Annotated in this window: 23 protein-coding genes; 4 read left to right on the top strand and 19 right to left on the bottom strand. The window is 46.8% G+C overall.

The annotated features are described in order from the left end of the window. The 17 genes from hisD to ACQCVE_RS08830 form a co-directional block, all read right to left on the bottom strand. Positions 1-1,203 (bottom strand): histidinol dehydrogenase, encoded by a 1,203-nt coding sequence (hisD, locus tag ACQCVE_RS08910; RefSeq protein WP_426842805.1) that lies wholly within the window; start codon positions 1,201-1,203, stop codon positions 1-3. Positions 1,204-1,215: 12 nt separating this feature from the next. Continuing rightward, positions 1,216-1,848: an ATP phosphoribosyltransferase gene (gene hisG, locus ACQCVE_RS08905; protein WP_426842806.1), complete on the bottom strand. Its 633-nt coding sequence runs from the start codon at positions 1,846-1,848 to the stop codon at positions 1,216-1,218. Beyond that, complete coding sequence (locus tag ACQCVE_RS08900; protein ID WP_426842807.1) at positions 1,841-3,013, bottom strand: ATP phosphoribosyltransferase regulatory subunit; 1,173 nt, start codon at positions 3,011-3,013, stop codon at positions 1,841-1,843. The genes hisG and ACQCVE_RS08900 overlap by 8 nt, the downstream gene beginning before the upstream one ends. Positions 3,014-4,176: 1,163 nt before the next feature. Next, positions 4,177-4,707: an acyltransferase gene (locus ACQCVE_RS08895; RefSeq protein ID WP_426842808.1), complete on the bottom strand. Its 531-nt coding sequence runs from the start codon at positions 4,705-4,707 to the stop codon at positions 4,177-4,179. Then, positions 4,704-5,351: a pyrophosphatase PpaX gene (gene ppaX, locus ACQCVE_RS08890; protein ID WP_426842809.1), complete on the bottom strand. Its 648-nt coding sequence runs from the start codon at positions 5,349-5,351 to the stop codon at positions 4,704-4,706. The genes ACQCVE_RS08895 and ppaX overlap by 4 nt, the downstream gene beginning before the upstream one ends. Beyond that, the gene (locus tag ACQCVE_RS08885) at positions 5,326-6,285 is read right to left on the bottom strand and encodes a nucleoside recognition domain-containing protein (protein WP_426862656.1); all 960 of its coding nucleotides are present in this window, start codon (positions 6,283-6,285) and stop codon (positions 5,326-5,328) included. Before ACQCVE_RS08885 ends, ppaX begins: the two co-directional genes overlap by 26 nt. Positions 6,286-6,300: 15 nt before the next feature. Further along, a complete protein-coding gene (lgt, locus tag ACQCVE_RS08880; RefSeq protein WP_426842810.1) occupies positions 6,301-7,113 on the bottom strand; it encodes a prolipoprotein diacylglyceryl transferase in 813 nt (270 codons plus the stop codon). A 24-nt stretch (positions 7,114-7,137) separates the two neighbouring features. Beyond that, positions 7,138-8,064, bottom strand: a complete 927-nt coding sequence (hprK, locus tag ACQCVE_RS08875; RefSeq protein ID WP_426843348.1) for an HPr(Ser) kinase/phosphatase — start codon at positions 8,062-8,064, stop codon at positions 7,138-7,140. Positions 8,065-8,316: 252 nt separating this feature from the next. Then, positions 8,317-9,024 (bottom strand): metallophosphoesterase, encoded by a 708-nt coding sequence (locus tag ACQCVE_RS08870; RefSeq protein ID WP_426862511.1) that lies wholly within the window; start codon positions 9,022-9,024, stop codon positions 8,317-8,319. Positions 9,025-9,279: 255 nt separating this feature from the next. Continuing rightward, positions 9,280-9,645: a phage holin family protein gene (locus tag ACQCVE_RS08865; RefSeq protein ID WP_426842812.1), complete on the bottom strand. Its 366-nt coding sequence runs from the start codon at positions 9,643-9,645 to the stop codon at positions 9,280-9,282. Further along, positions 9,638-9,835: a PspC domain-containing protein gene (locus ACQCVE_RS08860; protein WP_426842813.1), complete on the bottom strand. Its 198-nt coding sequence runs from the start codon at positions 9,833-9,835 to the stop codon at positions 9,638-9,640. Before ACQCVE_RS08860 ends, ACQCVE_RS08865 begins: the two co-directional genes overlap by 8 nt. 7 nt (positions 9,836-9,842) lie before the next feature. Further along, positions 9,843-10,964, bottom strand: coding sequence for a DUF4097 family beta strand repeat-containing protein (locus ACQCVE_RS08855; protein ID WP_426842814.1), 1,122 nt, complete (start codon positions 10,962-10,964; stop codon positions 9,843-9,845). Positions 10,965-11,027: 63 nt separating this feature from the next. Beyond that, positions 11,028-11,345: a hypothetical protein gene (locus tag ACQCVE_RS08850; protein WP_426842815.1), complete on the bottom strand. Its 318-nt coding sequence runs from the start codon at positions 11,343-11,345 to the stop codon at positions 11,028-11,030. Between the two features lie 158 nt (positions 11,346-11,503). Continuing rightward, positions 11,504-14,371, bottom strand: coding sequence for an excinuclease ABC subunit UvrA (gene uvrA / locus ACQCVE_RS08845; protein WP_426842816.1), 2,868 nt, complete (start codon positions 14,369-14,371; stop codon positions 11,504-11,506). Between the two features lie 7 nt (positions 14,372-14,378). Continuing rightward, positions 14,379-16,358 carry an excinuclease ABC subunit UvrB gene (gene uvrB, locus ACQCVE_RS08840; protein ID WP_426842817.1) on the bottom strand — a complete coding sequence of 660 codons (1,980 nt, stop codon included), beginning with the start codon at positions 16,356-16,358 and terminating at the stop codon, positions 14,379-14,381. Between the two features lie 458 nt (positions 16,359-16,816). Beyond that, complete coding sequence (locus ACQCVE_RS08835; protein ID WP_426862510.1) at positions 16,817-17,053, bottom strand: DUF2198 family protein; 237 nt, start codon at positions 17,051-17,053, stop codon at positions 16,817-16,819. A gap of 77 nt (positions 17,054-17,130) precedes the next feature. Then, entirely contained in the window at positions 17,131-17,787 is a 657-nt protein-coding gene (locus ACQCVE_RS08830) for a haloacid dehalogenase type II (RefSeq protein WP_426862508.1), read from the bottom strand. A 135-nt stretch (positions 17,788-17,922) separates the two neighbouring features. Between ACQCVE_RS08830 and ACQCVE_RS08825 the strand changes: the two genes are divergently transcribed. From ACQCVE_RS08825 to yidC, 3 genes are all read left to right on the top strand, one after another. After that, on the top strand, positions 17,923-19,017 hold the full coding sequence (locus tag ACQCVE_RS08825) for an NADH:flavin oxidoreductase (RefSeq protein WP_426842820.1): 1,095 nt from the start codon (positions 17,923-17,925) through the stop codon (positions 19,015-19,017). A 96-nt stretch (positions 19,018-19,113) separates the two neighbouring features. Continuing rightward, a complete protein-coding gene (locus ACQCVE_RS08820; protein ID WP_426842821.1) occupies positions 19,114-19,482 on the top strand; it encodes a hypothetical protein in 369 nt (122 codons plus the stop codon). Beyond that, the gene (yidC, locus tag ACQCVE_RS08815; protein WP_426842822.1) at positions 19,428-20,240 is read left to right on the top strand and encodes a membrane protein insertase YidC; all 813 of its coding nucleotides are present in this window, start codon (positions 19,428-19,430) and stop codon (positions 20,238-20,240) included. The genes ACQCVE_RS08820 and yidC overlap by 55 nt, the downstream gene beginning before the upstream one ends. Positions 20,241-20,293: 53 nt before the next feature. On the opposite strand, the gene ACQCVE_RS08810 is transcribed toward yidC, so the two are convergent. Both ACQCVE_RS08810 and ACQCVE_RS08805 read right to left on the bottom strand, forming a co-directional pair. Further along, positions 20,294-20,434 carry a hypothetical protein gene (locus ACQCVE_RS08810; RefSeq protein ID WP_426842823.1) on the bottom strand — a complete coding sequence of 47 codons (141 nt, stop codon included), beginning with the start codon at positions 20,432-20,434 and terminating at the stop codon, positions 20,294-20,296. A gap of 73 nt (positions 20,435-20,507) precedes the next feature. Beyond that, positions 20,508-22,094, bottom strand: a complete 1,587-nt coding sequence (locus ACQCVE_RS08805) for a peptide chain release factor 3 (protein ID WP_426862506.1) — start codon at positions 22,092-22,094, stop codon at positions 20,508-20,510. A gap of 318 nt (positions 22,095-22,412) precedes the next feature. Between ACQCVE_RS08805 and ACQCVE_RS08800 the strand changes: the two genes are divergently transcribed. Continuing rightward, a complete protein-coding gene (locus ACQCVE_RS08800; protein WP_426862504.1) occupies positions 22,413-23,468 on the top strand; it encodes an NAD(P)H-dependent flavin oxidoreductase in 1,056 nt (351 codons plus the stop codon). The last annotated feature ends 237 nt before the right edge of the window (positions 23,469-23,705 follow it).

Below are 23,705 nucleotides of genomic sequence, written 5' to 3'. Positions count from 1 at the left end.
TTAAGATTCCCCCTGTTTCAATCGTTCTTCGATTGCTCTCGCATGAGCCTCAAGCCCTTCATATCTCGCAAACTCAGCAATTTTTCCGGCATTTTTCTCAAACGCTTCCCGGCTGTAGTAGATCACACTGGATTTTTTCGTAAAGTCATCCACATTAAGCGGACTTGAAAACCGGGCTGTACCGCTCGTCGGCAGCACATGATTCGGTCCTGCAAAATAGTCCCCAACCGGTTCAGAGCTGTATCGGCCCATAAAAATCGCGCCAGCATGCCGAATCGAGCCAAGCCATTCAAACGGGTCCTCCACCAGCAGCTCTAAATGCTCCGGTGCTAATTCATTCACAATCCGAATCGCTTCTTCCTTTGATTCAGCCACTAAAAATTGCCCGTTTTGATCCATCGAAGCCTTGGCGATGTCTCTTCTCGGCAGGTCCTCCAGCTGTTTTTCCACCTCTAGCTTCACCTTTTCTGCAAAATCACTTGAGGTGGTGATTAAAATACTTCTTGAAAGCGGATCATGCTCCGCCTGTGACAGCAAATCCGCCGCAGCTTCATTAGCTTTCGCCGTTTTATCTGCAACGACAGCAATCTCGCTCGGACCTGCAATCATATCAATGTCCACGTCTCCGAAAACTTCCCTCTTCGCTGCCGCTACGTAAACATTCCCGGGGCCAACAATTTTATCAACTTTTTGAATGGACTCCGTTCCATACGCCAGTGCCGCAACCGCCTGGGCACCACCGGCCTTATAGATTTCTGTAACACCGAGCTCGCTGGCAGCCACAAGAACACCGGCCGGAATTTTCCCTTCCTTGGAAGGAGGGGAAACCATGGCAATCCTTTCGACCCCCGCCGTCTGCGCTGGAATCACGTTCATGAGAACAGATGAGGGATAAGCAGCTGTCCCGCCAGGTACGTAAACTCCGGCCGAGTCAAGCGGTGTAACCTTTTGACCTAGCACCGTTCCGTCCGGGTTCGTCATGAACCAGGAATCCCGCTTTTGCTTACTGTGAAAAAGCCGGATATTTTCAATCGCCTCGCGAATCACAGCAAGCAGCGAGTCTTCGATCTCTTCATAGGCATCTTGAATTTCCTGTGCCGTCACACGAAATGAATCAAGAAATACACCGTCAAACTTCTCCGTGTACTGTCTTAATGCCTCGTCCCCGCGCTCTCTGACCGAATCAATGATTTCTTTTACCATTCCAGTCCCTCCCTACCTTTCAGCAACGGCCCGTGACAGCCGCTCAGCCAATTCATCAATTTGCACATCTTTCATCCGATAGCTGACCGGATTAACAATCAGCCTGGAGGTCACTTCGCATATATGCTCATACTCCACTAACCCGTTCTCCTTCAAAGTCCGGCCAGTAGAGACAATATCAACGATCCGGTCAGACAGTCCGATCATCGGTGCCAGCTCAATCGAACCATTCAGCTTGATAATCTCAACCTGCTCCCCCTGCTCTCTGAAATAACCGGAAGCAATGTTCGGATACTTCGTAGCAATTCTTGGCGCCACATCACTCATTGGATGATCGGGCAATCCGGCAACGGCTAAATAGCACCGGCTTATTTTAAGATCCAGCACTTCGTACACATCCCGTTCTTCCTCAAGAAGAACGTCTTTCCCTGCTATTCCTACATCCGCAACACCATGCTCAACATATGTAGAGACATCCATTGGTTTCGCAAGAAAAAAACGAAGCTTCTCCTCAGGGATATCAAGAATGAGCTTCCGGCTGTCATCAAACTCCGGTGGAAGCTTATAGCCCGCTTCTCTAAGCAAATGCGCTGCCTCTTCAAAAATCCGGCCCTTCGGCATCGCGATTGTAAGTACATCACTCATTATACTCCCCCCTTTTTGAACCGATGAAATACACAACCTCTTCAAACTGTTTCGTAAAGGCATCCACATCCGTAACCCCGGACAGGTTTTGAAGAACCGTCTGCTTTCCATCGCCGCGCAGCTCTCCGGCAAAATCAATCGCTTCCTTCATCCGCTCCTGGGAAAAAATCACACAATGCTTACACTCGCCTTTTTCCATCACATCCAGCGCTTCAAGAAGGTGTCCAAGCTGCAGGCCGAACCCTGTCGCTGCTGCAGGCCGGTCAAACTTCTCCATTAAACGGTTGTATCTTCCCCCGTTGCCAAGAGGAAAGCCTGTTTTGTCTGTATACACTTCAAATAATATCCCTGTGTAATAGCTCATATGGCTTACGATATTTAAATCAACCCTCACATATTCAGCAGCCCCAAATTGCTCCAGCATATCCCAAAGCTTTTGAAGCTCATCTATCGCCTGCCTGCATTCATCCGACTCGCATATCGAAAGAGCCTGCTCCATTTTCGCAGCATCTCCCCGAAAAGTGAGGAAATCTAAGAGCCGTTCCTTGTCAATCGATGATAGAGCCAGTGATTTTACATGCTCACGGTACCCTACATAATTTTTTTCATATAAGAATCTTCTCAGTTTATCCGCCCTCTCCTGATTGCCCAGTATTTCTTTAAAAAGAGCATCCGCAAACCCTATATGACCGATCGCTACCCTGAAGTTCCCCAATCCGGAAGCTTTAAGAGCAGAAATCATCAGAGAAATGGCCTCCGCATCCGCGCTGATTGAATCATCTCCAATCAATTCGACACCAATTTGTTCAAACTCAGCGGCCCGTCCTCCTTCTCTCTGCTGCGCCCGGTAAACATTCGCCTGATACGCCAGACGCAGCGGAGACGATCCCGTCAATCTCGAAGCAGCTACCCGTGCAATCGGCGCCGTCATATCCGGGCGCAGCACCAGCGTCTTCCCCTGCTGGTCCAGAAGCTTAAACAGCTGCTGATCCAAAATTGCCGACTGAACGCCGACCGTTTCATAATATTCAAGCGTTGGAGTCTCAATAAAATCATAGCCCCATCCGCTGATTTCCGACGTAATCTTTTCCCTCACTGCCTTCTTTGTTTTATAAAGAGCCGGCAGCGTGTCTCTCATGCCAAGCGGCTTTTCAAACATAAACATCGAATCAGTCCCCCCGTTTATACGAAATGTTCCAAATGCTTTAGCTCGCTAATATGTTACCATACTAACAAAATAAAGATATCTGTTCAAGTATTCGTTCTGCCCTGAATGTATGCTTCCCTATTTTGGGCGGTTTTGAACTTCTGAAGCGTAAGTGAGTTTTTTTAATGGGAAGGATGTTGTTAGGGGGAGGGGTGGCGTTGTCTGACATTGTTGTCTGACATCTAACCCCTTTCAGGTGCGTTGTCTGACATTGTTGTCTGACATCCACCCCCTTTGGCGTGTTGTCTGACATTGTTGTCTGACATCGACCCCTTTGGCGTGTTGTCTGACATTGTTGTCTGACATCGACCCCTTTTAGCGCGTTGTCTGACATTCTTGTCTGACATCCACCCCTTTGGCGTGTTGTCTGACATTGTTGTCTGACATCCATCCCCTTTAGCGCGTTGTCTGACATTCTTGTTTGACATCCAACCCCTTCAGGCGCATTGTCTGACATTCTTGTCTGACATCCACCCCCTTTTAGCGCGTTGTCTGACATTGTTGTCTGACATCCACCCCTTTTAGCGCGTTGTCTGACATTCTTGTCTGACATCCACCCCTTTCAACCGCGTTGTCTGACATTCTTGTCTGACATTCTTGTCTGACATCCACACCTTTCAAAGCGTTGTCTGACATTCTTATCTGACATCCACACCTTTCAGCGCGTTGTCTGACATTCTTGTCTGACATCCACACCTTTTAGCGCGTTGTCTGACATTCTTGTCTGACATCCACACCCTTTAACCGCATTGTCTGACATTCTTGTCTGACATCCACACCTTTCAAAGCGTTGTCTGACATTCTTGTCTGACATCCACCCCTTTCAGCGCGTTGTCTGACATTCTTGTCTGACATCCACACCTTTCAGCGCGTTGTCTGACATTCTTGTCTGACATCCACACCCTTCAGGCGCGTTGTCTGACATTCTTGTCTGACATCCACACCCTTCAACCGCATTGTCTGACATTCTTGTCTGACATCCACCCCCTTCAACCGCGATGTCTGACATCCTCGTCAGACATCCACCGGTCCAAGCATCCCCCAAAATCACAACCGTCCCCTACCCGCCAGTCTCTTTTCCCCGATTCATCACCCATATAGGAAAAAACCCGCTAAACAGATTAATCGTTCTGTCCGGCGGGCTCCATGAGTGCTCGTTTTTCCATTTCTTCTTTTGTGTAAATGATCTGCATCGGGTTTCCGCCAGCAAAGGCTCCATCCGGAACGTCTTTGTGGACGAGGGTTCCGGCGGATACAATGGCACCGTGGCCGATTGTGACTCCGGGTAAGATGGTGCTGTTGGCTCCGATCATTACTTCGTCCCCTATGATCACGTCGCCAAGACGGTATTCTTTAATCAGGTATTCGTGCGCAAGGATGGTTGTGTTGTAGCCGATTACGGAATTACGCCCCACTTTAATTTTTTCCGGAAACATGATATCCAGCATGACCATGAGGGCGAAGGAGGTTTGGTCTCCAACCTTTACTTTTAAAAACGTCCGGTAAAGCCAGTTTTTCATCCCGAGAAATGGGGTGTATCTGGCAATCTGAATAACCATAAAGTTTTTAGCTACCTTCCAGAATGGCACAGTTTTGTAAATGTGCCAAAGGGAATTAGAGCCGGATACAGGGTAGCGGGTTGTTTTCCTCACCTTTCCTCCACTCCTGCGATTGGCAGCAAATCACTCATTTGCTCCAGCATAAAGTCGGGTTTATAGCCTGACAGGTATTCTCTTCCTTTAATGGTCCAGGCAACACCGGCTGTAAGGGTTCCGGCTGCTTTTCCGGATTCGATATCATGGTGGTTATCTCCAACCATGATCGCCTCTTCCGGCTTGGAATCGAGCAATTTAAGGGCTTTAAGCACTGGTTCGGGATGGGGCTTAGCGTTTATGACATCGTCTAGCGTAACGACGACATCGAAAAACTGATCCAGTTTTGTCAGCTTCAGCCCCATGTTCACGGTGTCTCTTATTTTCGTTGTAACGATTCCGAGCTTATAGCCTGCCTGGTGAAGTTTTTCGACCGTCTCGTACACTGTTGCGAATTCGGTTACAAGCTCATCATGCCGTTTATGATTGAAGGCTCTGTACATTACGATCATTTCTTCCACTTTTTCCGGATTCACTGCGGTGAACGTATCAGAGAGAGGCGGACCGATGAACGCAAGCACGTCCTCCCTCACATATTCACCGGGCTTATAATGATTGAGTGTGTGTAAAAAGGATTCGATGATCAATTCATTCGTATTAATTAACGTTCCGTCCAAATCAAACAGAATGGTATTTCTTTTCATTTGCGGGTTCCTTTCTTGCTGAAGAATCTGGCTGTTTCCATAGCTTTGCAATAATTACGGTCAATAATACCGCCGTGATGACTCTAATGAGAAATAGAGGAAGAACAGGGATGCCAAGCGGAACAAATATCAGCGTATCCTCTACTACGGCATGGCAGGAAACGAGAAAAATAAAGGCGAGTGTCAGGTCACGGTAGCTGACCCCATCTTCTTTTACCGCTTGGATCATCACTCCAGCTCCATAAGCAAGACCAATTGTTAAACCTGCCACAAGCGTCATAGAAGTGTTTTCCCTCATTCCAAGGAATCTTGTTACAGGCGCCATCCACTTTGAAAAAACCGTCAGCCAGCCATAATCCTTTAACAGCTGCATGATCAGCATTAGAGGGATAACAATGGCCGCCAGCTGAACGATTCCAAGCAGGCCTTTTCCAAATGCATCGAGTAAAATTTCTCCCCAGCCGTTCGGGGCGGCTTCGCTCTTTTGGATAAAGCCGTATTGTGCCATTTCACTTCCGCCGCGCCACACAAGATTAATAACGGCAGCGGATAGGAGCGCGAGGCCGATGCGGACAGCGAGAATCAGCCAGAGCTTGATGCCTACCTTTGCAGCAACTGTAGATTCAATGATCAGATTATGAGAAAACGAAAGCATAACGGCGAGGATGAATACCTCTTTAACGGTTAAATCAAGTGTTAAAATACCGGCAATTCCGGCATAAAGGTTCAGAAAATTACCGAGAACCAGCGGTATGGCCGCTTCTCCTCTTAGACCAATCAGTCCCATCAAAGGGGTGATGGCCTGAATAAGATAATCCAGAACCGGTGTATGGCGAAGAATCCCTACAAGCAGCGTGACGGGAAAAATCACTTTTCCAAGTGTCCATGTTGTAGCCAGTCCTGCCTTCCAGCCTTTTGCTAAGCTCCCCTTCAGTCTAATCACTCCCCCTTATGCATCAAGATAGTGCTCTTTTGCCGATCCGCTTATTCTTCTGTAAACGATAAAGCCAATAGCGATTAGAATCAGCACGATTGAAATCACCTGAGCAATTCGCAGTGATTCCGTCAGCATTAAACTGTCGGTTCTCATCCCTTCGATGAAATACCTTCCGATGGAATACCAGATGACGTAGGATAAAAACAGTTCTCCTCTTCTTAAATTTACTCTGCGCAGGAATAGGAGCAAGGCGAAGCCTGCGAAATTCCAAAGCGATTCGTATAAGAAGGTCGGGTGATAATACTGGCCATTTATGTACATCTGATTAATGATAAATTCAGGCAAATACAGGTTTTCCAGAAATTCTCTCGTAACCGGTCCTCCAAAGGCCTCCTGGTTGATAAAGTTGCCCCAGCGTCCGATTGCCTGACCAAGGATAATGCTTGGGGCTGCGATATCCGCAAGCTTCCAGAATGATAAGTTTTTGATTTTCGCAAAAATAACCGCAGTGATCACGGCACCAATCAGACCGCCATGGATCGCAAGGCCGCCCTGCCAAATTTGAGGGATCATTGCCGGATTTTGAGAATAGTAATCCCACTGGAAGGCAACGTAATAGAGCCTTGCGCAAATAATAGCGATCGGAATCGCGAAGAGAACCAAATCGACAAATGTATCCTTATGGAGACCCCTTCTCACACTTTCCCGGACCGCTATCCATAATCCGAGAAGGGCACCTAGGCCTATTATTACTCCGTACCAATGGATCTGCAGCCCTCCCAGATTAAGAGCAATCGGATCAATTGGCTGAATCGTTCCAAACATGTTCTTCAACTCCTGTTCTGATTCTTATCGTTCGCCTTCTTCAATTACATCGGCAAGCTTTGTCGTGAATTGCTCTGCTGCATTGTGTCCCATTCGTTTCAATCGGAAGTTCATGGCAGCCACTTCAATAATAACAGCTAAGTTTCGTCCCGGCCGAACCGGTACCGTCAGCTTTTGAATGTTTGTATCAATGATTTTCATCGTTTCTTCCTCTAGACCAAGGCGGTCATATTGCTTTTTCGGATCCCACGTTTCAAGATCGATGACAAGCGTAATCCGCTTATTGGTGCGAACCGCTCCGGCACCGAATAATGTCATGACGTCGATAATACCCAGACCGCGGATTTCAAGCAGATGTTCAATTAACTCGGGTGCATTTCCGATCAGCGTATTCTGATCCTCCTGCCTGATTTCCACACAGTCATCGGCTACGAGACGATGTCCCCGTTTAACCAGCTCAAGGGCTGTCTCACTTTTCCCCACTCCGCTTTTTCCAATAATCAGCACGCCTACTCCGTAAATATCAACGAGCACACCATGAACGGCGGTCGTAGGAGCAAGCTTGCTTTCAAGAAAATTCGTTAAATGACTGGAAAGGCGGGTTGTTTTCATTGAGGACCGTAAAACGGGAACTCCGCTTTTTTCTGAAGCCTCCATGAGTTCCTCCGGGATTTCCAGCTCCCTTGAAACAATGATAGCCGGTGTAATAGAGGTGCATAACGCATTCATCCGCTCTTCTTTTTCGTGCCGCTGCAGCTTCTCAAAAAAAGAGAGCTCTGTTTTTCCCAGAATTTGGACGCGGTCCTTTGGATAATAGGCAAAATAGCCTGCAATCTCAAGACCTGGCCTTGACAAGTCACTCGTCGTAATCGGCCGGTTAATGCCTTCCTCACCGCTCACCAATTCCATAGTGAATTTCTCCATTAAATCTTTCGTTCGTACTTTAGGCATCATGAGCCCTCCTTTTGCCAAACCACCATATGTAAAATCTTCTTCCATTTTAGCACTTTTATTACGGACCACATAGCTTTTCAGAATATTAAATCCCTCCAGATAGAATCGGGCTCACAAGGGGTTAAGTTCATAAAGCCTAATGGGACATTCGGCAGTTGGAAACGCTTCTCAGCTTCCCAGGTCTTAATGCAAGGGCAGGTACGATGGACCTGGTCCGGAGGAAACCAAAAAACCTCCTGAAAAGGAGGTTTATTCGTACTTCAGCTCAAATGGCTTTCCCCGTTCTTTATTTAAATAAGGAGAGTAGGTTCTGACCCGGATTCCTGAGGGATTCCATGTGAATATTTTCAAATAGCCACCTCCGCCTTTAGAAAAGCTTTGATAGTTGGAGAGCATCTGAAACACTATTCTCCCGCTTTGAGGAATGTCCATTTTCATAGCGGTCCCATAATAATGCCCGCTCAGCACGAGCTTTACATTTTTGTTTGGAACGACGACGTGTCTATATATTTTTTCCCCATTCCGGCTGCGTGTTCCCTTAAAGGTCAGGTAATCATGAAACGCCAGAACGGCCTCCTTGTCTTTATGATGCTTTAAAACCCGATTCATCCACTTGAGCTCTCCCTTTCCTGCTTTGCACCATCCCATATATATAAAGACTTTTCCACCGGCCGTGTCATAATGGCCGCAGTTATCAAGAAAAGAGCCTTTGTAATAGGGCTTTGATTTAAAGCGATGAGCGCCGAAAAATTGATAATAAGGCTGATGGGAACCATATTCAATAAAGTCATGGTTTCCTGGTAAAACGCCGTATGAAAAACCATGAGTCTCCAGCTTCTGAAAAGCACGGTCGGTTCTTTCCCACTGGCTGAACTGATCCGGGTTATGAACGAGATCACCGGTATGGACTAAATAGGAGAGCCGCTCTGTTCTTCGGCTGTTGACCAGCCAATTCATTTGGCTCGTTAAAATTTCCGGATAGCTTTTCGCGTAATACTAGGTATCCGACATCCATACAAAGGAGAAGGAATCTTCGTCTGCATGCCCTTTAAACGGCAGGGCGGTTAAGAAAAAAACGACCAGCACAATGAGAAGAATGCGAATGTATTTCATTTCATCACCTGATCGTTATTATTCCCACATTTTTGTGAATTTACAGGTGGAAAAATGAAGGAGTCAGGATAAGAAAAAGACCAGCGTTTGCACGCTGGTCTACTTTTCTTTCCTCATTGGCTCAATGACACCCTTCTGCACCACAAGATGCAGGAGTGAAATGACAATCGATGCCAAAATGGCGGTTCCGAATCCGTCAATATTAAAGGCATCTCCCATGAGCCCCTGCGTAATCATCAGGGTAATGGCATTAATAACAAACAGGAAAAGCCCGAATGTCAAAACCGTTACCGGCAAGGTCAGGATGACCAGGAAGGGTTTGATTAAAAAATTGATAATTGACAGCACCAGGCTTGCTCCAACGGCAGCCCAGATGCTGGCGATATAAAAATTGTCTTTAAAAATCAGCGCACACACCATTAAAATAACGGCGTTAATGAGAACGCTGATGATCCACCTACCCATTAGATTCGTTTCCTTCTTTATTTAATAAAAGAACGAGTACGAAGTAAGCAATGATTAATGGAGCTCCTCCCGTCGGAAATAGGGCGATGATAAAGATGACACGCAGCAAATCCGCATTCCATCCGAATCTCTGCGCAATGCCGCCCAGTACTCCAGCAAGTTTTTTGTTCGTCCGTGATTTTGTCAGCATCTTGATTTCACCTCTCAATATGTTTTAATACAACAGAGCCGGTTTTCGAATCAGCAAATACAGAAAGATCTCCAGCAGCATGTTCATTGGACCGGAATTTCAGCTCTTTGGCGATGGTTTCATGTTTTTCTCCGGTAATCTCAAGCGAATCCAAATAGCAATGCAGAGAGCCGAGATTGGTTTTCAATTGCCCTGCGGATTTGATGGCTTGAGGGATTGATATTTCAACGCTGCCTGTTGCTGCGCTGCAATGAATGGTTTTGCATTCCGGATCGGACACCTGAAGCTGAATCCTTCCGTTAAAGCTTTGCAGGTCCAGCTTGCGCCCCGCTCCGCTTACATCGATCATTCCATGGATGGTCTCTGCCTCGACGGTTTGAAATTCATGCTGTGCCAGTTTAATCTGACCGTTTGCTGTTTCCAGCTCTGCTTTTTCACCAGTGAGTGAGGTTAAGGAAATCACTCCATTGGCGGTTTTAGCTTTAAAATCCTTCACTGTTAGCTGTTCCCCTCTTATCGGGCCGTTAAACAGCTTAACTTTTGCCGATTCATATACCTTTGCAGGCAGGAAAATCACCACATTTGCCTTCATGGCTTTTTTATCGCACTGAACCCTTAATTTGCTTCCTTCCAGGTCGCAGTAGAAATTTTTCAGGAATGCCTCCTTTGCCTGATCCGCATCCTCAATCTGATAAACTTTCGCCTCGCATTCAATTCTTACCTCATCCTCATGCCACGGCTTGAATGTGACGTTGCCATTTACAATTTGAACATCCCATTCCATAAGGCCTTTCCCGCTGTACTGAAATATGTGGCTGACATCAAAAGCAGGACCAATTGCCAAATCCAAATCGAGCTCTTTCACTTTTTTCACTGCAAAGTCAACCCAGCCCATGAGTTTGGATGCGGTTTTGCTGCCGGACCCAAACCCCTCCTGATTCTCTGCAGAACCTGATGTCTGTCCTTCTTTTTCATCCTTCTTCAACAGGATGGACGGTGAAAAGGAAGCCCATTTCTTTTCATGGCTCTCTTTTTCATGATCCAATTTTTCAATAAGGGCAAGAGCCTCCTCTACTGTCAGCTTCCCTTCCTCAACGAGCCTAAGAATTCTTCTGCGTTCTTCCTGCACAGTTATTCCTCCTTCAATTGGCACTCTTATTAACCCTATTCGGCAAAATGAAAATCAATCCCTTTATACGGTCTTTAAAATCTTGATTCCTTTCACAATGTTCCAAACAAATACAATAAGGTTCACAATCAGGACGACCGGAAAACCGGATAAAAATACAATCCCAACAAGCTGATCCTGCTCGGCAAAAGCGGCGCCAAAGAAAATTAGAATGTAAGCAGCTACTGTTACAGCGGGGATCACATGTGAGAAAAACGACTTTTTCGCATGTGCTTTTGACTCCGGATGATCTACGGCAAAATAAACAATCAGCGGAAATAAGAATGGGGCAAACAGCACACTGAAATAACATAGGGACGATAAGACTTTATTTGTTTTCATTACGGTTCAGCTCCTTTAATGAGTAGTACGGAATACTGCTTCAGTAGGTTTCGTTTTTAAGGGGGTGTGTCAGCCTGGTCAACCAGCAATGGGCTTGCCAGCCGCACAGGCACACTGCATTAGAAAAAGACCAGCCCCATTAAAAGGGCTGATCTCCTTTATTTCGCTACCGCTTCTTTAACCAGGTTATTCATGCGTTCCCGTTCACGTTCAATGATCGGTTTCAAATAACGGCCGGTATAGGAAGCTTTTTCCTCCATTATTTGTTCAGGGGTTCCTGCAGCGATAATTTGTCCGCCGCCATTTCCTCCTTCAGGTCCCAGATCCACAAGATAGTCGGCGGCTTTGATCACGTCAAGATTGTGCTCGATAACGAGAACCGTATCACCGTTTTCTACAAGCCGCTGGAGGACTTTCAGGAGTCTTGCAATGTCATCGACGTGAAGACCGGTAGTCGGCTCATCAAGAATATACAAGGAGCGGCCGGTCGATCTGCGATGCAGCTCCGAAGCCAGCTTAACCCGCTGCGCCTCTCCTCCGGACAGTGTGGTAGCCGGCTGGCCAAGCGTGATGTAGCCTAATCCTACATCAAATATGGTCTGGAGCTTACGATGAATCTTCGGGATGTTCTCGAAAAATTCCAGAGCATCTTCTACCGTCATTTCGAGAATGTCTGAGATGTTTTTCCCTTTATACTTTACTTCAAGCGTTTCCCGGTTGTAGCGTTTTCCGTGGCACACTTCGCATGGCACATAGACATCGGGAAGAAAATGCATCTCAATTTTGATAATTCCGTCCCCGCGGCATGCCTCGCAGCGGCCGCCTTTAACGTTGAAGCTGAATCGTCCTTTTTTGTACCCTCTCACCTTTGCTTCATTGGTTGAAGCAAATACATCGCGGATATCATCAAAAACGCCCGTATAGGTTGCCGGGTTGGAACGGGGTGTACGCCCGATTGGAGATTGGTCGATATCAATAACCTTATCCAGATAATCGATCCCCAGTATTTCCTTATGCTCGCCGGGCTTTGTTTTCGCTTTGTGAAGTCTTTGTGCGAGCGACTTATGAAGTATTTCGTTTACAAGGGTGCTTTTTCCTGACCCGGAAACACCCGTTACCGAGATAAAAGTCCCCAGCGGGAACTTAACGTTCACATTCTTCAGGTTGTTCTCATTTGCTCCCTTGACCTCAATATAGCGGCCGTCCGGCTTTCTTCTTTCCTGAGGGAGCGGTATGAACTTTTTACCTGACAGATACATTCCGGTTAAAGAATTTTTATCTTTCATTACCTGCTTCGGGGTGCCTGCAGAAATAACATTCCCACCATGGACTCCTGCACCCGGTCCTATATCAATTAAATAATCTGCTGCGAGCATCGTGTCTTCATCATGCTCGACAACAATCAGCGTATTTCCGATATCTCTCATGTTTTGCAGTGTTTCAATCAGGCGGTCATTGTCACGCTGATGAAGTCCGATTGATGGCTCATCCAGAATATAGAGAACTCCGGTCAGCTTTGAACCAATCTGGGTGGCAAGCCGGATCCGCTGGGCTTCACCCCCGGATAAAGAACCGGCAGACCGGTTAAGCGTCAGATAATCAAGTCCGACGTTTACAAGGAACCCGAGCCGTTCCCTGATCTCTCGTAAAATCAGGTTCGCAATCTTCAATTCTTTTTCTGTCAGATCGAGACTTCCAAAAAAATCGTATGCATCCTGCACAGAAAGTGTGGTGGATTCGCCTACATGGCGTCCGTTAATTTTCACAGCCAGCGTTTCTTTTTTCAGGCGGTATCCTTTACATGCGGGACAAGGCTGCTGGGCCATATATTTTTCCATTTGTTCACGGATGTAGTCAGAGCTTGTCTCCCGGTACCGGCGTTCGATATTTTTCATAACGCCTTCGAATTTTATATAGTTTTCCCTTACCTGTCCAAAATCATTCTCATAGCGGAAGTATACTTCTTCCTTCCCGCTCCCGTGAAGAATTTTGTCGAGCTGATGCTTCGGCATGTCTTTGACCGGAACATCCATATCAATTCCGAAATGGCTGCACACTGCTTCGAGAAGCTTCGGGTAGTACTGCGAGCTGGTCGGTTCCCACGGTGCGATCGCATTTTGGTTAAGGGTTAAATGATCATTTGGAATCACGAGATCGTAATCGACCTCAAGCTTAGACCCAAGGCCGTCACAGGAAGGGCAGGCGCCGAACGGGCTGTTAAATGAAAACATTCTCGGTTCAAGCTCGCCGATTGAAAATCCGCAATAGGGGCAGGCATGATGCTCACTGAAAAGCAGCTCCTCTTCCCCAATCACGTCGATCATGACCTTTCCCTCTCCTAAGGCGAGGGCCGCTTCAAGAGAATCGCTCAGCCTTGCTTCAATTCCCTCTTTTAACACAATCCGGTCGATCACGACTTCAATCGAGTGCTTTTTATTTTTCTCAAGGGAAATCTCCTCAGAGAGCTCCTGCATCTCGCCATTGACCCGGACCCTCACATAGCCCTGCTTTTTTATGTCCTCAAGCGTTTTGGCATGTGTGCCTTTTCTTCCTGAAACAATTGGAGCGAGAACCTGCAGCTTTGTCCGCTCCGGGAGCTCCGTGATCCTGTCCACCATCTGCTGAATCGTCTGGGAAGTAATTTCAATGCCGTGATTCGGGCAGACCGGGCGGCCGACACGGGCATACAGCAGTCTCAGGTAGTCATAGATCTCTGTAACGGTTCCAACGGTGGATCTCGGGTTGCGGCTCGTGGTTTTCTGATCAATGGAAATAGCAGGAGATAACCCGTCGATGGAATCTACATCCGGTTTATCCATTTGCCCAAGGAACTGTCTTGCATAGGCAGAGAGCGATTCAACATACCGTCTCTGTCCTTCCGCATAAATCGTGTCAAATGCAAGGGAAGACTTGCCTGATCCCGAGAGGCCTGTCAAAACGACAAGCTGGTTCCTCGGAATGGAAACATCTATATTTTTCAGATTATGGGCCCTGGCTCCCTTTACAACAATCTCTTCACTGGCCATACATTTGTCATCCTTCCGCTTTCAGCTCTATTAGCAAGTCACGAAGCTCGGCAGCCCGTTCGAAATCGAGGCCTTTCGCTGCTTCCTTCATTTCCTTTTCCATTTGGGCAATTACTTTTTCGCGCTCTTTCTTAGTGAGCTTCGCTATTTTCGGTGCTGCCTGATCGGTATCTTCCTCCACCGCTTCCATTGTGGCACGGATTACATCGCGAATTTCCTTCTGGATTGTCTTTGGTTCAATTCCATGCCTGCTGTTATATTCCTCTTGCGTTTCACGGCGTCGCTGTGTTTCTTTAATGGCAATATCCATTGAATTGGTGACTTTATCGGCATACATAATGACGTGGCCGTTTGAGTTCCTCGCTGCCCGGCCTGTAATCTGAATGAGAGACCGTTCTGAGCGGAGGAAGCCTTCTTTATCGGCATCAAGAATTGCCACCAGCGATACTTCCGGTATATCAAGTCCTTCTCTTAAAAGGTTAATGCCGACAAGAACATCGTGCTTGCCGAGTCTCAGATCCCGGATAATTTCGATCCGCTCAAGCGTTTTGATTTCAGAATGGAGATACGTGACCTTAATGCCGATCTCCCTCAGATAATTCGTCAGATCCTCTGACATTTTTTTCGTCAGGGTCGTGACTAGAACCCGTTCATTTTGTTCCACTCTTGCATTGATTTCTCCGATTAAATCATCAATCTGCCCCTGGATCGGCCGCACTTCAATGTTCGGGTCCAGCAATCCGGTCGGGCGGATGATCTGTTCGATCATTTCATCTGTATGTTCGATTTCATAAGGACCTGGAGTGGCTGAAACATAGATCATATTCGTCATGTGCTCCTCGAACTCATCGAAACGGAGCGGTCTGTTGTCCTTAGCCGAGGGCAGACGGAAGCCATGGTCCACTAAAACCTGCTTTCTTGCCTGGTCCCCGTTGAACATGCCGCGCACCTGCGGAAGAGTTACGTGGGACTCATCCACTACGATCATGAAGTCATCGGGAAAGTAGTCAATCAGGGTATAAGGGGTTGAGCCTGGAGGCCTCAATGTAAGATGACGGGAGTAATTTTCAATGCCTGAACAGAATCCCATTTCTCTCATCATCTCAAGATCATAGCGTGTCCGCTGTTCAAGCCTCTGGGACTCAAGCAGTTTACCGGCCTCGCGCATTTTGGCTAATTCTTCATCCAGCTCTTTTTCTATGTTTTCAATGGCTACGCGCATTTTTTCTTCTCTTGTGACGAAGTGGGATGCAGGGAAGACAGCGACATGCTCGCGCTCGCCCAATATCTCGCCCGTCAATGCATCCACCTCGCGGATCCGGTCAATTTCATCTCCGAAAAATTCAATCCGGATGCAGTGCTCATCTCTTGAAGCCGGAAAAATTTCCACTACATCTCCCCGCACTCTGAACGTTCCGCGCTTGAAGTCGATGTCATTCCGTTCATACTGGATATCTACAAGGCGTCTTAAGAGCTGGTTGCGCTCAAGCTCCATTCCGGTCCGCAGCGAAACGACGAGTTCTTTATATTCCTCCGGTGAACCGAGGCCGTAGATGCAGGATACACTGGCAATGATGATGACGTCTCTGCGCTCAAATAATGAAGTCGTGGCCGAATGGCGCAGCTTATCAATTTCATCATTGATGCTTGCATCCTTTTCGATGAAGGTATCCGTCTGCGGAACATAGGCTTCCGGCTGGTAGTAATCATAATAGCTCACAAAATACTCTACAGCGTTGTTCGGGAAAAACTCTTTGAACTCGCTGTAGAGCTGGCCGGCCAGCGTCTTATTGTGGGCAATGACAAGCGTTGGCTTGTTTACTTCCTTAATGACGTTTGAAACAGTAAAGGTTTTCCCCGTTCCTGTTGCACCAAGAAGCGTCTGATGCTTCTTGCCCTCATTAATTCCTTCAACCAGTTTTTTAATAGCCGCAGGCTGATCCCCTTCCGGCTGATATTTCGAAACTAATTCAAAGCGCTGTTCCACAAAAAGGCCTCCAATTCACGCAATATCGTAATCATATTTTACCATAGTCCGTGGAAGTTTTTCCAAACATACGAACTGACGTTTGCGGTATTTTTTCATTCTGTCTTACAGGTTTCCCGCTTTTAGTGTTCTGCAATCTTTTTAATCAGAAATTCCGGCACATAAGAGGGTGCCCGCTTCGGCTTTTTTGTTTTAGAGGGAAAGTTAATCAAGCCGAAAGGCAGCTGCTTTGCTTTTTGGTTCGGTAATTGGGGGGTATTTTCTCTATTTGCAATGGCGGAGATTACTCAATGCAATAATGCAAAGGAGACTGCTGCGCGTTATAGGTTTCAGGGACGGGTTTGAAAAGGGGAACGAACCTTTGGGAATAGACATAATCAAATTAAAATACCCGGGAATGCTCAATCAGCTTTCCCGGGCTTGCTTCTCTTTGAAAGGTTTTTAGACAGCGCCTGTGTCTATTTATTCAAATGGTTTGGCTTTCGCGTCATTTTCCTCGCATACATGGCTCCGGCTACAAGGGATACAGCATCCAGCCCCACGATGTAATCAAACTGGGTGTAGCCCTTAAGGTAGGATGCAATAATTAATGCCGCAGTCAGCAACGTTCCGACAATATAACTGTATGTGACTCTCGTAAAGAGCACAACGAGAACAAATAGAAAAATCAATGCCAAGATCGCCTTCGTCAGCATTGGGTAACTCCCTCTTCCCTGTATAGTAATAGATTTATTCTATCACGGAAAAAAAAGTTTTGCATGCAGGCCTCTCATCATTGAACAGCTTCAAGGCCTTTCAGGTCCCTGAAAATATATTCTGGATGATAGCCGAGGCTTGAGACGGGTTCGTTTTTCCGGTTGATCCAGGCTGTTCTGAATCCGAAGCTTGCGGCACCTGCAATGTCCCATTGATTGGATGAAACAAATAAAATGTTTTTTTTATTCAGCCCGAGCTTTTCCATCGCGTAGCTGTAGGCGGCCGGTGAGGGTTTATACTGCCGGATTTCATCTGCACTTAAAGCTCCGATCCAGTCTGTTAAGCCGTTATGTTCAATCAAAGGATCAAGCATTTTCTTCGTACCATTCGAGTAAATGTACGTTTGTCTGCCTTTAAGACTTTTTAAGACCTCTTCTGTTTCTTCAAATGGAGTGAGCTGTTCATATGCTTTCATAAGCTCGCTCATTGTATTCCGGTCTGCTTCTTCTCCATGAAGGTCCAGTGCTGCTCTTAATGCTTTTTCTGTGAGTTCGTCAAATGGTTCGTATTTTTGAAGAATTTGGCTAAGAAAAAAATATTCCATCTGCTTTTCCCGCCAGGTTTTGCTTAATTCCTCTCCTTTACCTTCGAAAAATTGTCCGCATTTTTCTTTTACTGAAAACACATCAAACAATGTTCCGTATGCATCAAATAAAATGGCCTTGATTGTCATTGAGTAAGCCTCCCTTTTGTCTATTTCTTTTATTTCACAATCTGCATGTACGCAAACACCCCAAGGTGCCAGGATGTGATTTTTTTCGGAAAAAGGGTATGTGTGATTCTAGACGCAAAATTAGGAGGAATGACGATGTCTACCTATTCTGAGCTGTTTTCAAGCCAGCTTCTAGGGCCTTATAAGTTAAAGAACCGGCTGCTTGTTTCCCCTATGACGAGAATAAGTGCTGATGAGGACGGGATGGCCAATTCCCGTATGGAGCGGTATTATAAGCGGTACGCCAAAGGGGGCTTTGCCGCTGTCATATCAGAAGGAATTTATACGGACGACCTTTACAGCCAGGGATATGAAAATCAGCCGGGTCTTGTGTCGGCAGGACATATTGCTTCTTGGAGGCCCATTACGGAAACGGTCCAGAAACATGGAGCTTTAATGATTGCCCAGCTTATGCATGCCGGGGGGCAATCACAGGGAAACCGCTATACAAATGAAACGGCAGCTCCTTCCGCCATCCCACCGCGTGGAGAGCAGCTCGAATTTTACGGGGGCAAAGGCCCTTATCCGACGCCTAGGGAAATGAGCGATCATGACATCACAAATGTGAAGAGAGGATTTGCAGCAGCTGCAATGAATGCCCGTCAGGCTGGCTTTAACGGAGTTGAAATCCATGGAGCCAACGGCTATTTATTGGATCAGTTTTTAACCCCCGAATTAAATGCGAGAGAAGACTCATACGGGGAGTCCTTGCAAAACCGCTTGCGATTCCTGCTTGAAATCATCTATGACGTTCAGCAGGCAGCAGGCAACGATATGATCATCGGCATTCGGATTTCACAGGCAAAGGTCTCGGATCCCCGCTACAAATGGAAGAACGGTGAAGAAGATGCGGAAGCCATTTTTTCAACTCTCGGAAAAGCACCGCTGGACTATATTCATGTAACGGATGCAGACGGAACCGCCTCATCCTTCGGTGATGGAACAAAATCACTCGCCGCGGCTGCTAAAGCATTCAGCGGATTGCCTGTGATCGCAAATGGACAGCTTCAGGATCCGAGGAAGGCTTCTTCCTTACTTTGTTCGGGGGATGCTGATTTTGTAAGCCTCGGCACTGGTGCATTGGCCAATCCGGATGCTCCCAGGAAGATAGAAAAAGGGAAAGAGCTTGCTCCGTTTCACCCAGAAGAAATCCTGATGCCGCTTGCACATATTAAAGATTCAGAGCTTTAAGCGAAGCAGAACCGCCATCCTTTGATGGCGGTTTCGTATGTCCGCGCCAGATAAATGATATAATATAAGTATTACATAAGAAGGAGGTGAATATGGGTGCTAATGGATCTGGATTTTTTGAATGATGTCAGCCACTTTATTATGCTCATCAGTCTTATTGTTTCAGCCGGCGGAGCATTGGCTCTTACTTTTGCAGCCGGCAAAAACGTTCATGCAGGACTGCCGTTTAAAGACGGCTTTACACCAGCGGTTTCCGATCGAAAACCGCCGCGGTTATTTACCGGCGGACAAGACAAGGTTCACGCGTGGATCATAAACGTGATGAAAATGGCTGCCGCTCCGGATGATGATGGCGACCGCCGCCCCTTCTCGTATATCCCAGTTTATCCAACCATACGAGGAGGGCACACATGCCAAACCAATCACCCATATTCACGTTCCTTAAACGGTCTAGCTTTTTCCTGATCATCATCCTGCTTTTAAGCGGCTGTCAGGCGGATCATACACCGATCAGCAGCGAAACGGCAGGAATCTTTAATCATTTTGTTGTATTCCCTTTGTCCGCATTGATTACCTATACCGCTTCCCTGTTCAGCGGCAGCTATGGAATAGCGATCATCCTTGTCACCTTTTTTGTCCGCCTGCTTTTGATGCCATTTATGATGAAGCAATATAAAAATCAGCAGGAAATGAAAAAGAAGATGGCGGGGCTGCAGCCTGAAATGAAAAAACTTCAGGAAAAATACAAGGATAAGAAAAAAGATGCGGATGCTCAGCGGCTCATGCAGCAGGAAACTTTGCAGCTCTATCAAAAGCACGGGTACAATCCGCTCGCAGCCGGCTGCCTGCCCATTCTTATACAAACTCCGATTCTTTTTGGTTTTTATTTTGCGATTCAAAGGACTCCGGAAATTGCCGCCCATTCTTTTTTATGGTTTGATTTGGGAAGTCCGGACCCAATTATGCCAATCATTGCTGCTGCTGTTTACTTCCTGCAGGCTAAGGTCTCCCAGATGGATCAGCCTGCCGAACAGCAAAAGCAAATGGCGGTCTTTACTTATATCATGCCCATTATGATGGGGGCTGCTTCTTTTGGAGCAGCAGCGTTCCTCCCTCTATATTGGGCCATCGGCGGATTATTCGTTATCCTGCAAACGCTGCTTGCCAGGCAGATCTATAAGGACAAGAACCTGCCCTCTGTCCCGAAGACATTGGAATATTAAATCCCGGAAGCGTCCCCAGGCTGCGGGGACGCTTTTCATTATGGGATTCGACTTCAGGCACAATTACCATTTGGATCATATTCGACAGCATCTGGATCGCATTCGGCAAAATCCCGCTCATATTCGACAGCATCCGGATCGCATTCGGCAAAATCCCGCTCGTATCCGACAGCATCCGGATCACAGCCATCCACATTATCTTGCCCTGACGGCTAAAAAGCAAAAAAACGTGCCCAGAGCATTATGCTCTGGGCACGTTTTTCATGCCTACCTTTTATAGCTTTGGTAATCGTTGCTTTCAAGCAAGTCGATCAATTTGATATCCTTGTTGTTGTCCCGGAAATACCGGTACGTAAAGTCATTTTCAAATAGAACCGCATACTGTCCATAACGGTCTTTGACAAGCAGACTGCGGTTATCAAATTTTTTGCGGTCGACTTTTTCGTCTTCAATCCAGCGGGCGATCCGGTCGCCGAGTGAACTGAGTTCAATTTCCACATTGTACTCAGAGCGCATCCGTTCCTCAAACACTTCAAACTGAAGCTGTCCGACTGCGCCGAGGATAATATCATCGTTCAGCTCCTGGCGGAAAAACTGGATGGCTCCTTCCTGTACGAGCTGATCGATTCCTTTCTTGAATTGCTTCGATTTCATCACGTTTTTCGCACGGACCTTTTTGAACATTTCAGGCGGAAATTGCGGCAATTCCTCGTATTCAAACCGGTCTTTCCCGGCGACGAGTGTATCGCCGATTTGATAGGCGTTTGGATCATAGATGCCGATAATATCCCCTGGATAAGCTGTATCCACTGTCTCCCGGTCTCCTGCCATAAAGGACTGTGACTGGGACAGCTTAATCACTTTATTCGTTCTGCTCAGCGTCACGTTCATTCCGCGTTCGAATGTGCCGGAGCAAATCCGCAGAAATGCGATCCGGTCTCTGTGCTTCGTGTTCATATTGGCTTGTATTTTAAATACGTAGCCCGAAAATTCTTCTTTCTCAGGCTCCACAAAGCCCTCGTTAGTTCTGCGGGGCTGCGGAGAGGCAGCAAACTGAAGGAATGTGTCAAAGAAGGTTTGAACGCCGAAATTAGAAAGGGCGCTTCCAAAGAAAACAGGCGTCAGCTCGCCATTTTTCACACGCTCTGCATCAAATTCGTTGCCCGCCTCATTTAAAAGCTCAAGCTCCCCAAGCGTATCCTGATAAGTCGGATTCTCGTAAACATCCTCCGCTTTTTCTTCCATCTCCCCTGCTTTGTATACCGTTTCTTCTTCGTTTCCGTTAAAGCGGACGAAAGAATCGGAATAGCGGTCATAAATACCGAGGAACCGTTTTCCCATTCCTACCGGCCAGTTCATCGGATAAGATTCAATTCCAAGAACTTCTTCAATCTCCTCCAGCAGTTCAAGCGGATCCCGGCCTTCGCGGTCCAGCTTGTTCATAAATGTAAAAATTGGAATTCCACGCATCCGGCACACTTTAAACAGCTTAATCGTCTGAGGCTCGACCCCTTTAGTCGAGTCAATAATCATGACTACACTGTCTACAGCAGTCAATGTGCGGTACGTATCTTCACTGAAGTCTTCATGTCCGGGGGTATCGAGAATGTTGACGTGAAAATCATGATAAGGGAAGCTCATGACGCTGGAAGTAACGGAAATTCCCCGCTTTTTCTCGATTTCCATCCAGTCGGATGCTGCAAACTTGCCTGATTTTTTTCCTTTAACCGTTCCTGCTGACCGGATCACATTTCCAAAAAGAAGCAATTTTTCTGTGAGCGTTGTTTTCCCGGCATCCGGGTGGGAAATAATCGCAAAGGTTTTGCGTTTATTAATTTCCTGTTTTAAGTTCATGTATATACCTCGTTCTATATCAATTTATTCAGCTCTGACCTGCAGAGCGGCTCTCAAGTTAGATGCACTTCAAAAAATATACCATAAGTGAAGGACAAAAAGCTATTGGCTCCAATGCCCAATTATCTTATTCATTCCATCTGAATTGGTTTCAATCCCCGACTTCTCTTTTGCAGCTTCCTTCTGTGATTGCGGCAGCTCACGGGTCATAGGTCTGCAGCCGGGCACCAAAGCATCTTAAAGACAGGATTTACGAGGAATTTAAAGGATTTCAGCTAAAAATGTCTAAGTTTTCATTATGGAATGGGGGAGTTGTACATGACAGCGTCTTTGAAAGAAGGATTAAGCGTCCGATATCCGATTATCCAGGCTCCTATGGCAGGAGGCATAACCGGGTCGGAGTTAGTTTGTGCGGTGTCACGGGCCGGCTGTCTTGGCTCGATTGGAGCAGGGTATATGAACGCGGAGGATCTTGCTGATTTAATTTCTGACATTAAAAGCAGCATGGAAAGGCCTTTTTCTGTCAACTTGTTCGTTCCTGAACAGACGGATACTTCCGCAAGCGAGATTCAAAATGCATATGAAGCTCTTCGCCCTATCCGCAAAGATTTAGCCGTTCAGGAAAGCCCTCCTGCAAAGCTTGGAGGAAAAGGGCATTATGAGGAGCAGCTGGAAACGGTTTTGAGAGAGAAGGTTTCAGTCTGCTCTTTTACATTTGGGATGCCGGCTAAAGAAGATGTGGCCGAGCTTCAAAAAAACGGTACGTTTGTCATTGGAACGGCCACATCCGTGATGGAAGCCATTCTGCTGGAAGAGCAGGGGGTGGATGCCATTACTGCCCAAGGCAGTGAAGCGGGAGGACACCGGGGTACGTTCTCCGGTCCGCCCGGGCAGCATATGCTTGGGCTGATGTCCCTTGTTCCGCAAATCTGCGATATCGTCAAAGTACCTGTAATCGCTGCAGGCGGCATCATGGATGCAAGGGGTTTTCGGGCGGCATTATGCTTGGGGGCTCAAGGAGTCCAGATGGGAACAGCCTTCCTGACTACCTTTGAAAGCCAGGCCCATCCCCTTTATAAAGAAGCCGTTTTAAACGCAAGGGAGGATCAGATTGTTTTAACCAAAGCTTTTTCCGGCAAAGAAGCACGGGGGATAAAAAACCAGTTTATTTATGATATGGAACAGGAAACAAGAATCCTGCCGTATCCGATGCAGAATGAGTTAACGAAACCACTGCGCAAAGCGGCGTTTGATCAGGACAATCCGGAATATATGTCATTATGGTGCGGACAAAGCCCCCGCTTAAGCCGCAGTCAATCCGCTGAGGAACTCATTCATTCCATTGCAGCCTTTGCGGAAGAAATAACGAAATGATCATTATCGCCGCTCTTTAACAAACCACTCAGTAAATAAAGGGATATATATAATAGTAGAAAACAGGCTCACCTATCCTTGCCAACGGCTCTTTCGGTAATAATGCTGGCGTATAGACTCCTTTTTTCAGACTAGTTAAGTGAGGGCAGTAATACCGGCACCCCATTGCAAAGATTTAATAATCGAGACTATGGAAAAGGCGAGGTGAAACACTTGAAAAGGGACCTCCTGGCAGTC

The sequence above is a fragment of the Metabacillus sp. 113a genome, assembly GCF_050107635.1.
Lineage (GTDB): Bacteria > Bacillota > Bacilli > Bacillales > Bacillaceae > Metabacillus_B.
This window is presented reverse-complemented; position numbering and strand designations above follow the sequence as displayed.